General features: G+C 54.3%; 10 protein-coding genes. 4 read left to right on the forward strand and 6 right to left on the reverse strand.

The features are described 5' to 3' along the window. Positions 1-1,670: 1,670 nt before the first annotated feature. Genes repC through ACP7BZ_RS09495 form a run of 3 tightly spaced genes read right to left on the reverse strand, consistent with a single transcriptional unit; the run spans position 1,671 to position 3,716 of the window. Positions 1,671-2,579, reverse strand: coding sequence for a replication protein C, IncQ-type (gene repC / locus ACP7BZ_RS09485; RefSeq protein ID WP_426112391.1), 909 nt, complete (start codon positions 2,577-2,579; stop codon positions 1,671-1,673). Further along, entirely contained in the window at positions 2,569-3,513 is a 945-nt protein-coding gene (locus tag ACP7BZ_RS09490) for a helicase RepA family protein (RefSeq protein ID WP_426112393.1), read from the reverse strand. Before ACP7BZ_RS09490 ends, repC begins: the two co-directional genes overlap by 11 nt. Continuing rightward, on the reverse strand, positions 3,510-3,716 hold the full coding sequence (locus tag ACP7BZ_RS09495; protein WP_426112395.1) for a helix-turn-helix transcriptional regulator: 207 nt from the start codon (positions 3,714-3,716) through the stop codon (positions 3,510-3,512). The genes ACP7BZ_RS09490 and ACP7BZ_RS09495 overlap by 4 nt, the downstream gene beginning before the upstream one ends. 547 nt (positions 3,717-4,263) lie before the next feature. Between ACP7BZ_RS09495 and ACP7BZ_RS09500 the strand changes: the two genes are divergently transcribed. Then, entirely contained in the window at positions 4,264-4,770 is a 507-nt protein-coding gene (locus ACP7BZ_RS09500; RefSeq protein ID WP_426112397.1) for a hypothetical protein, read from the forward strand. 703 nt (positions 4,771-5,473) lie between these two features. Beyond that, the gene (locus ACP7BZ_RS09505; protein WP_426112399.1) at positions 5,474-6,250 is read left to right on the forward strand and encodes a hypothetical protein; all 777 of its coding nucleotides are present in this window, start codon (positions 5,474-5,476) and stop codon (positions 6,248-6,250) included. Positions 6,251-6,613: 363 nt separating this feature from the next. Here the strand turns inward: ACP7BZ_RS09505 and ACP7BZ_RS09510 are convergent, their stop codons facing one another. The 3 genes from ACP7BZ_RS09510 to ACP7BZ_RS09520 all read right to left on the reverse strand — a co-directional run bounded on the left by ACP7BZ_RS09510 (position 6,614) and on the right by ACP7BZ_RS09520 (position 9,065). Beyond that, on the reverse strand, positions 6,614-6,805 hold the full coding sequence (locus ACP7BZ_RS09510) for a hypothetical protein (protein WP_426112400.1): 192 nt from the start codon (positions 6,803-6,805) through the stop codon (positions 6,614-6,616). A gap of 316 nt (positions 6,806-7,121) precedes the next feature. Further along, complete coding sequence (locus tag ACP7BZ_RS09515) at positions 7,122-8,051, reverse strand: hypothetical protein (RefSeq protein WP_426112402.1); 930 nt, start codon at positions 8,049-8,051, stop codon at positions 7,122-7,124. Positions 8,052-8,342: 291 nt separating this feature from the next. Continuing rightward, positions 8,343-9,065, reverse strand: coding sequence for a hypothetical protein (locus tag ACP7BZ_RS09520; RefSeq protein ID WP_426112404.1), 723 nt, complete (start codon positions 9,063-9,065; stop codon positions 8,343-8,345). A gap of 407 nt (positions 9,066-9,472) precedes the next feature. Between ACP7BZ_RS09520 and ACP7BZ_RS09525 the strand changes: the two genes are divergently transcribed. Together ACP7BZ_RS09525 and ACP7BZ_RS09530 are read left to right on the forward strand one after the other, a co-directional pair. Beyond that, positions 9,473-11,026 (forward strand): type I restriction-modification system subunit M, encoded by a 1,554-nt coding sequence (locus ACP7BZ_RS09525; RefSeq protein WP_426112406.1) that lies wholly within the window; start codon positions 9,473-9,475, stop codon positions 11,024-11,026. Further along, a complete protein-coding gene (locus ACP7BZ_RS09530; protein ID WP_426112408.1) occupies positions 11,016-12,188 on the forward strand; it encodes a restriction endonuclease subunit S in 1,173 nt (390 codons plus the stop codon). Before ACP7BZ_RS09525 ends, ACP7BZ_RS09530 begins: the two co-directional genes overlap by 11 nt. The last annotated feature ends 76 nt before the right edge of the window (positions 12,189-12,264 follow it).

Below are 12,264 nucleotides of genomic sequence, written 5' to 3' on the forward strand. Positions count from 1 at the left end.
GTGGGTTGCTGTGCGACCTCAGCCCGCCGTGGAGCCGCGCGTGCACTCTAGGACGGGCGCTGCGGAACGACACCCGGCATCGTTGATTGAGGGTTGTGGAAGTAACATGTGGGATAAGAGTGGGGGAGAGGCACGCCGTAGCGGCCAAGGCTTCATTGCGAGGGGCAGGCCAATTCCGTTGGCCAAAGGCCGGCAGATGCCGGTCGGTGGCGCTGGAATCGCGTACTGCAATGGCGCACTGCGTGTCCCGGTCCCTGTCTGAGTCCCCCGTTGACGCGTCGCCGTATCGATTGCGGATGGCTTCCTGTGCGTGCCGAACGCTCTTGGTCAACAGCATTTAGGGCACTTTTTTTCAGAAAATGTTTTATAAGAAGAAAGTCCCCGCCCGTCTTTCATTGCCAGGCATGCCCATTTTTCCAAGCGAGGACGGCGCCACATAGGCGCGGTCCGAAGCGTCGCCGTAGTTATTCATAGTGGAGGTCCGGCAGTGGCCCTGCTACCGTAATTTTGGCTGGGTTTTTTCCTGCCTTTTGTGCATTTTCTTGCCGTTGTCGATAGTTCCCGGCGCGCGGCGATAGTTCCCGGTTTTGTCGTCGATAGTTCCCGTTTTTCTCCGAGGCCGGCATCGTACTTCGAGGAAGGCCGCGCAGTTCCGTCAGGAATGCTAGCGGTCATCCATTGGCACGAATGCCTCAGCGGCGCCACGAGGCCGAATCGGAATACGCGGCACATTGGACAACTGCGCGCCAGCGCCACTTTCGTCTTTTATTAAGATAAGTTTTTTAAGACGGGGTCTGAGTGCGGGTCTCTTTGCCACGCACGCCCGTTTTTTAAGCGAGGGCAGCGCCCATAGGCGCGGACCGAAGCGTCGTCCGTAGTTATTCCTAGTGGGGACCCGGCAGCGGCCCCGCAGACGTTATTTGGGGTAGGTTTTTCCTGTGTTTTGTGCGTTTTTTTGCCGTCGTCGATAGTTCCCGGCGCGCGGCGATAGTTCCCGGTTTCGTCGTCGATAGTTCCCACCTCCTCATTCGGTGCGGAATGTGGCCCGTCGCTGGAGGTCGCGTGTTTTTCCACGACGCCTGCAGCACCGCGACGCCATATGGAGCTTTGAAGGTAACCAGTAGCGGGAGCGGTCGGCCATGGCGTGGGAGGCGGAAATCGGCGGAAAGAGCACGCTGACGTGAAGGGCGTTCAACTTCCAGTTGACCGAGGCGTTGCGCGTGTACCCCCATGCAGCACGGCTCGCTTGCCCTGAGGTCGCTGCACTCAGCAGCGAATCAGGGTAGTGACGTTAGTGGCGGCCTGTACGCTTGGCACAGCGCCACTCACGCCACGACCGCTACGCGCTCAGACCAGTCAAAGATACGCTCTATCGCCGACGTCCGGAGACCGGCAGTTGGCCGTTGTAGGGACGCTCGCCGGACACGTACGGCGAGAGCGCCGCGCTCGCTCTGAGATAGGGGCCTCATCGCACCCAACAAGCCCGTTCTGGCCAGCCGGCTTGCACGATACTCTTCGACAGCTACTTTGTCTGAAGAAGGGTCGAACCCGCATGCCGTTGCGAGGTATGCGGGCTCTTCGCGCGCGCATGAACCGCACGCAGGTCGTCGGCGCAGCGATAGCGGCGGCATTCTCAAGACCAGGGCGGACATCGCCTCCGCCGCGCACCATCAAAGAGCAGTAGTTACCAAAGACATCGGAACCGTTTCGCGTTTGCCAATGCCTTTCGGCGCGCGGTCATTCACAGCCGTTTTGTGCTCGATAGTGCTCTCACTAATGCGCCGGATGTCCACCTGTCCCCCAGGCAGCAGGACACAACGCCACGCGGGCAGCAGGTCAATTGCCAGTAACGCGGCACGCAGTTTCTTGTCCCTGTTGCGGCGTGTGCTGCCTGTCACTTCGCCGCTCCAGATATGCGCCTGCAGCTTGCTTATTGTCAGGCGTCGGCTTGAGCCAGCGCGCATGGAACCGCTGAGGTAGGCGTGCAAGGCCTTGGCGAATTCTTCCGGCAGCGTGTTGCGCTCTCCGAGCGAAATTTTGATGAACTGCTTGCCGTAGATGGCATCGGTCGCTCTCCGATTTAGCGCAATAATCACACCATTATCATTCCCGCGAATCCAGGACAGTAGCCTCGACTCATACTCGATTCCGTCACGGTATTCCCAAATAGTGGTTTCCGCCAGCCGTTTCACAGCGGATTTAATGTTCGTGATGTTTTTCCCGCTATGAGAACTATAACCGGCTGCAATTTCAATCTTTCGCCAATGTGCTATTACGACTGCGACGTCAGATTGCGGCCCCTCGCAGGATAGTTGATTCAGCAGCTTTGCTTTGTCGCCTAAGGCGCTATTTGGGTCGATGGAAAACGACTGTTGCCCCGCAATAGACAGCAGTGCTAGTAGTGCCGACTGCTCCGGAATGCCCAAAGCATCGGGGCCACGCCACCGCACAGCGGATTCGCCAAACGAGCGGGTAACGTCGAGCTTCCCACGCGCTGTTTTCCTCAGCACTAAAAACACCGGAGCAATGGCCAGCGCCGGCTCCTGGAGGGCAAATTCGAAACGCATCTCACCAGTCATAGACTCTCTCCTTAGTAACGTGTGTACCCTCGATATTGCTTTTCTTACCGCCATGTTGCGTGGCAGACGATACGCTCTTCAAAATCGTGTGTGTCAGCACTCCAACATCGAGTCGCTTAAGCCATATCGTTGGTTCCGGCGCGATGTAATTTGCCTTGGAAAAATCGAGGCAGGCATACAATTTGTGCTGTCCCGATAGCCGGTGTTTCGACGCCACCTTCTCGGACATGCCTGACAGGTTGACTTGCCAACGTACGGCGTCCGTAAGTGCGCTGGAGCCGCGAGACGCTGCCGCCAAATCTGTGGTCCCGTTGAACATCGACGCTTTGCCTATGTGATGAGCCACAATCACGGCGGCGCGGGTACGCTTTGCCAGCGCCTCGAGCACCTGCACGATGTAGGTCATCGCAGAAGAGCTGTTCTCGTCGCCGTCATGAAGTCTGCGTAGTGGGTCGATAATGATTAACCGTGCACCGAAGGAAAACTGGCAAAGAGTTTCGAAGAATTCGGTCGTTGCGCCATTGCTGACGAGAGCCACCGACTGTCCTGCCGCTGGGACTAGCAGTAGATTCTTTTCCAGCAGAGCCGTGAATTCGCTTTCGGTGGCCACGGTAGCGCCCGAAGATTTTTCACGTTGAAGGTCCATCCATTTCTTAATCGCGTGTAGGCGAATGCGAAGGATGTCGGACGATTCTTCGGCCGCGATGAGCACAACGCGCGCCGGCGCGCTGCGCGGCGTCAGCGGATTGTCGAAAGCCGGCGAGCCGGTCGCCACTGCAATCCCGAGTTGGGTGAGCAACATTGTCTTCCCCACCCCCCCTGCGCCGACCACAGTGCCGACGGACCCGGCTGTTAACCCGGGAAGAACGAAGTCGAGCGTTGGTGCGTTGGCGCTAAGAGCGGCGCGTATGCCCAACGGAATTATCTTCTTCATTCGAGCTCCCCCTGACGGCTTTCAACGTGACTGGCGAGCCAGCAGTCCACATCGATTTGCCGCCAGCGGAGCAACCGTGTTCCTGGAATGTGAAGCCGCGGCGGCACAGCAAGGCGATTCCGCTTCATGTCTTTCTTAATCGTTTCCGGGCTGCGGCCAAGCAAGGCGCCGAGTTCGTTCAAATCTAATAGTGCGTTGTTCATGCAGCTCCCATTGGTGACGGTGGATGTACAGGCCTGCATCGGTCTGTTGCCGGCCATACGTGCCAGTACGTGGTGTACTGGTGAGCGGTATAAGGGATGAATTTATATGCGCGCTTGGCCACCGTGGCAGGTGGCGATTGATACTGGCCACCTCTGAAGCCGGTATGTCTATTGTGTCCCTCCTGCGCCGAGCACTATGTGCCGACCTACAGGGGACGCCAAGTTGCGAGGCAGGGCGTGCTGCCGTGAGCCGACGCTTACAGAACAAGCGACGAGTTGCAGAAGGAACTAACGACACTTGACAATAAAGTTTCCGTGTGGAATACTCAATTCATCGCATCACAACGATGCGGCGTCCCCCCATAAAGCGGACGTGGACTTTTCCAGGTCCTATTGCCATGTGCAATAGGATTTGGGAAAAAACCTTTATTGCTAACGCAATAGAGGTTTTTTTTTGTCCACGTTTTCTTATGGGGTGGCTTTTGCTCTTTAAAAACCAAAAGAATGGACAGCCACGCGCAATAGGTTTATAGGCCCGGCGCGGGAAATGGACCATTTTGTTTTACCTTCAATTTTCCCACTACTCGGCAAAAATTCAAATAAAAAGGATTCGATGATTTCTTGGCATTACACTACAGGCGACAAATACGAGCTCATCAAAAAATCTGGTTTGCTTCTACCTTCCGACATCGGAGTTAGTGAACCAGAACGTCCTATTCTTTGGTTCTCTACGCACCCAAAGTTTGAACCTACAGCGCTAAAGCCTTTACACAGTGCTCGGGGTTTTATTCGCATGCTGACGCTGGAAGAGCTGCGAGAAATCGCTGGTGGTTTGGTTCGCTTCCATTGCCCGGTTAGCCGGCTCAAGTTTGGCGAGCACTTGCGGAAAGAGGCAAAGATGAAGTCAAAAATCTGGCGTGGCCTCGCGAAGGCTGCTACAAAAGTCAACGCTAGCCAGAAGGATTGGTGGGGGCATGTTGGGACGATGGAAATCGCTGACCTCAAAGTTGAAATTATGAGTAATCGTATGACCTGGCTTCCGGAGAAGGCGTAACGCTGGTCGGGTGTTTTTCGCACGCTGCACACCCGAAATGGCTTTCTCCAACATGGCGGCACCGATTGCAGCGTGCGATGGGTGAGGGCGCGCTGTCTTGCATGCGTCCATCTGACGACACTGTTGTGTTGAACTCAGGGAGCCGGCCGTCTCCAACCGTACGATGTCCTGCCTTTGTCCACCGTGACGCGCTTCGGTGGAATCCCGAGGCACGCTGCAAGTGATACTGCTCACTAAGTAGCCGGTCGACCAACGTGGCTCTCAGTGGTCCAAGTCCTGCGAGTCTGTTTGGCGCAGGCGAGCGCCATACCGCACAGTTTCCGGGGCCCGTTTGTCCTAGGCCCGGATGGTGCCGTTTTCTGGGATAGTGCGCCGCAGGGAGCGGGCACAGCTTCATAAAGGCGCTGAAACACCTGAGTGCACGCATGTGGCTACTCATCCAGCCTAGCAACGCAGGCGTCCAGCGGCCTTGATGCAGGAAAGTTGCACGCCGCGATTTCCTTGTGCTGGTCGTAATGGCGGTTGGTGCCAGGCGTGCCCTTGTTTGCATTCCCCCCTTAGAACCGCGCTGTAAGAGGCTGTTTGAACGGCAGAGTGCATAGTGCATGGCCAATTTTATTCGGCGCTATGCAATAATGCCCCTAAGCATGTTTCCCCTAAGATATAATTATTTCAAAAAATCACTCATTAATCGGAAGAACTCATGATAAATAAACAATCTGTCGATAAAATGGCAGAGATGCTTGCCCTCATCAAGAAATATGGGAGACGCGGTGATGTTGAGGTGGAAACCGAGGCTTCAAATGAATACCGGCGACGAGCCTGGGTAATCACCAAAATGCTTTCAAAGCTGGCAGAGCACGCTGCAGGGAGCGATTTTTATTTCCTGCGGTCTAGCAGCGCTCATGCAACCGACAAAGAGCGTGAGCGTTTCTATAGGATTGCACGTCAGGAAGACCGCGAATTTATGAAAGTGCTCTGCGAATTTGATGAGCGGACGACGAAATTTGCCCAGGAACCCGCCGGCAGCAATGAAAAAACGGAAACACAGCTTGTGTGCGAACTCGAGCTGCTCACGGCACAAGTAAAATCAGCAGATGCAGTCTTGCAGAGACATCAAAGCGCAGCTGAGGAAAAAGCCGTTAGAAGAAAAATCAAAGATGTTCCAGCTTTTATTGCAAGGGACGCTTCGGTTGCTGACGCAATTCAGAACCTCGAGGAAAATAAAGACAAGTTTGCCAAAGCAACCGCGGCTGCTGCAGCACGCGGATTGTCGGTGAAGGTCACTAAGCTTCGCACCGTGGTGACGAGGAATGAGTCGGTGAAAGCGCCACCAATAACAGCCGTAAGAAAGGTTGACAAATTGATTTCTGCGGAAGTTCCGAAGTCAGCCAAGAAGGTCAAACCTAGACTAAAAGCGGTGGCGGAAGTGGTAGGGAAAACGAAGGCAAGAGCCTCGCGGGCAAAGAAAACAGCCTAACCTGCCAAGGGGCCGTCTCGCCACTATTTTAGGTGTCGAGACAGCGAGGAGTTACCGTGCTCTAGGTATTCGCCGCTGAATGTCTCACACGGTCACTATCGGTAAAATATCTGCGGCTTGGGTCTACGTCACCCCGCTGGAAATATTGGACTATGCCTGAAAACCAGAATCGACGCGTAGTGTGAAGCCTCAAGGCAGCACGAAAGGGTCTGTCAACGATGGTTGAGCACGCTTGCGAGGCTGGTGATGAACATGATAGTGATAGTTATAACGGCATAAACGATATAAATCACCTTAACAATTCTATAGGTTCGCGCCCCAACCGTGCCCTCGATTCATTTTTGAGCGGGTACCGCGGGAAAATTACCAAAGACTTCCATACGGATTGCTTTCTGCCACGCGGTCGACTTCAGGCCACGGGGCCGGGTCAAGCCAGTTGGCCATCAGTGCCATCAGCTCAAGGCTTCGTGCAAGCTCCGCCGGCGCCGTTTTGCTCGCAGCAATCTCATCCACAAATCGGCGAAGCGAACCCGCACGGTCCAGGTCCTTCGCCATTCTTCAATCGCGGTGAGTTGCTTGAGCAGTGCGTCCTTGTGCGCCTTGGCAGCCTCCCACTCCTGGGCCTTCTTACGGAGGGACATTTCGCACTCCGCTCGGACTTCCTTTTCGACGTTGTAACGAAGGGCCGTAGCATCAACCCATCGAAGGGCCTTTGTACACGGGAAGGCCTGGTCGATAGAATCGTCGAACGCTACGTTCCAGACGAATAGCGCGATACACGTCTGACGGGTACTTGGTCTTCACTGTACCTTCACCGCGCAGGCCAGCAAATCCATGTTGGGAAAAATTGTTCTAGGCACCCCGAACTCAGTCAGTTGGCCTTCGGGACCTTTGAGATATCAGCGAGAGCGTTAGCCAGGTGAGCTTTTGCCTGACTCGCATTTTCGTTTGCTAGCTGCGCCGCGACAGAAATCAAGTCGAGCACTGCAGGTGCTGCCGAAGCAGCGCCTGCGAGCAGGTTGTTTACGGCACCGACCACTTTGGCTCTGCTGCGAGGATTTGCAAGCGTGAGAAGGGCGCAGAGCAGCAGAGCGAACTTCAGCCAGTCGGGCGCAGCTTTGATGCTTCGCGAGAGCGCTTGTATGCCACCAACGCACGCGCGAATTGCGGTCAGGCCGGCAAGGGTAAAGTTGACGCCTGCGACTTTGATGTTTAGTTCGATTGCGACCGTGCGCGAGTAGTCGCGTAGGTTAAAGATGCAATCGAGCGAGACCTTATTCCCGCCCATAGCCGCGATATGTTGGTCCTTACTGAGGACTCCGTCTGCCCCGAGCGTTTGCTGCAGAGCGACGAATTCAGCGTCGTCTGGGTCGACTCCAGACTGGAGTGACTTGACCAAGTTCTCGTCGGGAATCGCGAGCGTAATTTTGGCTTTGTAGACCTGCCAGTGTTTTTGCATCACCTCGGCGTCCAGGCCTTGCATTGAAGCGATGAGCGGAATCTTTTCCTCGACCTCTGCGAACAAAATTGGCGGGCCATACAGGTGCAGCGTCTCGGCTTCTATCACCTCCATCAAACTTGTTTTTGCGTCGCCAGTGCGTCGCTTTGAAGTCAGCCAACGCAGTTCTCCGAGAACTATATTCGTGTCGATTACTAAAGAAATCTTCGCGATTGCTGCCATTGAGTAATTGAGCTGCCGGAGAGTACCTATCGAGGTGCGCAACTCTTTCAGCTTGCTTGAACGCACGGCGAGAAAGCTGTCGGACAGTGCTGACGTTGCGTCGGTTATTGCAGTGTTCATGCTGTGTTTTGGATAATTATTTATATCGTTTATTTGGTAATTTATGAGCTCTAGGCGACCAGGAATTTCGCTCGTCCATGTGCACATTCAAGCAGTGTGCGGCTGGGAGACCCAGCCAACCCCGGAGGCGGGACATGCAATTCGCAACGCCATCGCTGCCATGCGAAAACTGGCCAATCGTAACGACCTGACTTTTTATCCAAAAGTCCGTGTCCTCTTGGCCGCGAGTTTTGCGTTTCCGCTGGAACCAACTGGCCAGAACTGGGTGTTCAGAAACGTCGATGTTGACTTTCATTTTTTCGACACCGCCCGCAGTGCCTGTGCCGCCATTTGTATCACGTCGACTTCGTCCCAAGGCACTGCGTGGAATGGCATGCGTCCATCAGGTTGGAGTCCCGCCTTTTCGAATTCAATATTCCTATGAGATGAGACCGATATCCACCATTGCACCCCTCCGTACATAAGTCCCCAGCACCGATGTCCGTTGATGCTCGATTTTCCAGCCCTGGTCACCATCTCTATCAATTTGTGACTCTCGCGATGGACAACGGCATATCCGAATATTGGATACTCTGAATGCAAGCCGGGTTTTCGGTCGAGTAGTAGACCACGAATGCGCTCTTCGTGGTGCCCCAAGTACACATCGCTGAACGTCGGCAATGAACATACAGAAGCGCGAAAGAGAACACTAAGATGAAATAATTTGAAAGCGCTGTAGTCGAACGTCGCCCACTGAACGAACTCCATGTCATTCCATGTTTCGGGAAGCGGCTTACCTCGGACCCATCGCTCAAGGAACGGCTTTTCAAAGTAATTATTGAAATGTTGCTCACAATTTTCACAGAAAAGCTGTTGCTTAAGGCCGTTCTGCAAGGGCGCCCATCCTCGACTTCCAACTCCGTTGATTGCCATTAAGTGCCCCTTATCGTTATATAAATTCTTGTACAAGAATTCTGGGACGATGTGAGAGTTGCGAAGCTCTCTATCAAGGTGGCAGAGGTGACAACGTGGCATGCGTACTCCTTGGAAGGCTGAAGGTCGAGTATGCCATGCCTGACACGAGTGAGAAGTGTCTTCAAAGAGAGCTGCGCGACCCGGACCTATGCGCCGGCAATTAGCATCGAATAGAGCTGACGCTCCCTCCGCGCGCGTGAGTGGCTTAGATTGTGAACGGGGAAAAGCAACTCGAGCAGGTAGTGCGGGCTGTTCGGCGTTGAAACTCACAACCCCACGAGATTTTCGGCGCAATTTTTTGAGACGGCTACTCCAAAAAGTGGCGTGATTATTGGTGACAATCTTTCGGAGCAATCAACTAGAACGATACCGTGCCCTAGATGCTGCGGCCACGCCCACTATTTCCCTACAGCATAGGAAAAATGGTCATAATGTGAACCTTGCCATCACAAATTACTAGCTGCCAAATGCTCGAAGACATCAAGAAGACACTGTGGGCGACTGCCGACAAGCTGCGCACCAACATGGACGCCGCTGAGTACAAGCACCTTGTCCTAGGCCTTATCTTCCTCAAGTACATCTCCGATACCTTTGACGCTCGCCGGGCTGAACTGACCAAGCGGTTTGCAGACCAGGCCGACGACTATTTTCTGCACGACTCCGATGCGGAGCTCGTTGCTGAAGAGCTGGAGGACCGCGACTACTACAAGGCCACCAATGTCTTCTGGGTGCCGGAGGGAGCGCGATGGGAAGCCCTGCGTAGCGCCGCGAAGCAGGCTGATATTGGCAAGCGTATTGACGACGCGTTGACGCATATTGAGCTGGAAAATCCGAAACTAAAAGGCATCTTAGATAAGCGCTATGCTCGAGCCCAACTGCCCGACGGGAAGCTCGGCGAGTTGGTGGACCTAGTCTCCACCATCGGATTTGGCGACAACCCCAGCGTTGCCCGCGATATCCTGGGTCAAGTGTATGAATACTTTCTGGGCATGTTTGCAAGCGCTGAGGGAAAACGCGGTGGGCAGTTCTACACGCCTGTAAGCATTGTCAAAACCCTGGTCGCCATCCTCAGCCCACATCACGGCCAGGTCTACGACCCGTGCTGTGGTTCCGGTGGTATGTTTGTTCAGTCCGAAAAATTCATCGAAGCACACGGCGGCAAGCTGGGCGACGTTTCCATTTACGGGCAAGAGGCCAATCCCACTACTTGGCGTTTGGCTGCAATGAACTTGGCCATCCGGGGAATTGACTTCAATCTTGGCCGTGAGCCTGGCGACACGTTCACTCGCAATCAGCACCCCGATTTACGAGCCGACTTTATCTTAGCCAACCCTCCGTTCAACATCAGCGACTGGTGGCACGGTAGCCTGACCGGTGACCCGCGCTGGGTGTTTGGTGACCCGCCGCAAGGCAACGCCAACTACGCCTGGCTGCAGCATATGCTGTATCACCTCAAGCCGGCCGGCCGCGCTGGCATCGTGCTGGCCAACGGCTCCATGAGCTCCAGCCAGAACAATGAGGGAGTCATTCGCGCCGCCATGGTCGATGCCGATGTGGTGGAAGTGATGGTGGCGCTGCCAGGCCAACTTTTCTTCAACACGCAGATTCCGGCATGTTTGTGGTTCTTGGTCAAGCGGAAGAGTCACCGCAAGGGCGAAGTGCTTTTCATTGATGCGCGCAAAGTCGCGACCATGATTAGCCGCGTGCAGTCAGAGCTGACTGACGAGGTGATTGAGCGCATCGCGGACGTTGTCGCCGCTTGGCGTGGTGAAGCGGATGCTGGCGAGTATCAGGATATTGCTGGCTTCTGCCGGAGCGTCAAGCTGTCCGAAATCGCCGAGCATGGCCACGTGCTCACGCCTGGTCGCTATGTCGGTGCGGAAGAGGTCGAAGACAACGATGAGGACTTTGCCACCAAGATGCAGCAGCTTACTGAGAAGCTGGGTGAGCAGATGGCTAAGGGCGCAGAACTGGACCAGTTGATTCGGCAGAAGCTAGGAGGGCTGGGGTATGAGTTTTAATTCTGAGTGGCCAGTTAGTGAACTCGGGAAGGAAGCTATCAATGCATCACGCCCTTTTTCATTCAAAACTCACCCTCAAGTTGTATTCGTAAATACAGGTGACGTGCTTAATGGAAGGTTTTTACATTCGACATTGAGCAGTGGCGATGGACTTCCAGGTCAAGCGAAGAAGGCGCTTCGTCAAAGCGACATACTCTTGACTGAAATCCGACCGGAAAACGGACGGTTTGCCTATGTTGATTTTGACGTAGATAAATATGTTGTTTCGACCAAGTTTATGGTCATCCAGACGCTTGGTCGAGTTTTGCCGCGATTCCTGTATCACGTTCTGACCAACAAATATGCATTAAACGAATTTCAGCGCGTTGCCGAGTCGCGGTCGGGAACTTTCCCGCAAATAACTTTCGACTCAATCTCGCACTTCCCCGTGCCAGTCCCGCCCGAAGCCGACCAAATTGAGCTTGTCAGTTTCTTCGACAATCTTAAAAACCGGATTGACTTATTGCAAGAAACAAATACCACGCTCGAGGCCATCGCTCAAACGCTGTTCAAATCGTGGTTTGTCGACTTCGACCCGGTGCACGCCAAGATGGAGGGCGCTGTTCCTGACGGCATGGATGAGGCCACGGCAGCGCTGTTTCCAGATGGGTTTGAGGCGTCGGAGTTCGGATTGGTGCCGCGAGGGTGGTCGCGAGTTCCTGTGTACGACTTGGCAACTTACATCAATGGAGCCGCATACAAGGCGTTTTCGCCAAATTTGGAGCGTCGGGGACTGCCAATCATAAAAATTGCTGAGCTCAAGGCCGGAGTGTCTTCCCAAACAGCTTATTCAGACGTGGTCATGCCCGAAAAGTATCGTATCAATACTGCGGACATATTGTTCTCTTGGTCGGGCAACCCAGATACGTCGATTGACACATTCGTGTGGACTCATGGCCAATCGTGGCTGAACCAGCATATCTTCCGGGTACTACCGCAAGAGGAACACGAGCGGTCGTTTTTGCTAAGGACGCTTAAGCATTTACGCCCGGTCTTTGCTGAGCTAGCCCGAAATAAACAAACAACGGGACTCGGACATGTAACGGTTGCAGACTTGAAGCGATTGCTGGTCCTTAAACCCACCTCGTTATACATAAGTCTTGGCATTGGCTCGGTCGCGTAATTTCTCCATCGTTTTGGCTGCAACGTAGACATCCTTCATTCCGAGCCAGATAGTCTTGACGCCGGGTTCGCCGTCG

This window comes from Massilia sp. PWRC2 (assembly GCF_049896725.1).
In the GTDB taxonomy this organism is placed as follows: Bacteria; Pseudomonadota; Gammaproteobacteria; order Burkholderiales; family Burkholderiaceae_D; genus JAFCUW01.

Coding starts and splice junctions, on each gene's coding strand:
- repC (WP_426112391.1), bottom strand. CDS start 2,579: ATGACTGGTGAGATGCGTTTCGAATTTGCCCTCCAGGAGCCGGCGCTG.
- ACP7BZ_RS09490 (WP_426112393.1), bottom strand. CDS start 3,513: ATGAAGAAGATAATTCCGTTGGGCATACGCGCCGCTCTTAGCGCCAAC.
- ACP7BZ_RS09495 (WP_426112395.1), bottom strand. CDS start 3,716: ATGAACAACGCACTATTAGATTTGAACGAACTCGGCGCCTTGCTTGGC.
- ACP7BZ_RS09500 (WP_426112397.1), top strand. CDS start 4,264: ATGGACCATTTTGTTTTACCTTCAATTTTCCCACTACTCGGCAAAAAT.
- ACP7BZ_RS09505 (WP_426112399.1), top strand. CDS start 5,474: ATGATAAATAAACAATCTGTCGATAAAATGGCAGAGATGCTTGCCCTC.
- ACP7BZ_RS09510 (WP_426112400.1), bottom strand. CDS start 6,805: ATGGCGAAGGACCTGGACCGTGCGGGTTCGCTTCGCCGATTTGTGGAT.
- ACP7BZ_RS09515 (WP_426112402.1), bottom strand. CDS start 8,051: ATGAACACTGCAATAACCGACGCAACGTCAGCACTGTCCGACAGCTTT.
- ACP7BZ_RS09520 (WP_426112404.1), bottom strand. CDS start 9,065: ATGCCACGTTGTCACCTCTGCCACCTTGATAGAGAGCTTCGCAACTCT.
- ACP7BZ_RS09525 (WP_426112406.1), top strand. CDS start 9,473: ATGCTCGAAGACATCAAGAAGACACTGTGGGCGACTGCCGACAAGCTG.
- ACP7BZ_RS09530 (WP_426112408.1), top strand. CDS start 11,016: ATGAGTTTTAATTCTGAGTGGCCAGTTAGTGAACTCGGGAAGGAAGCT.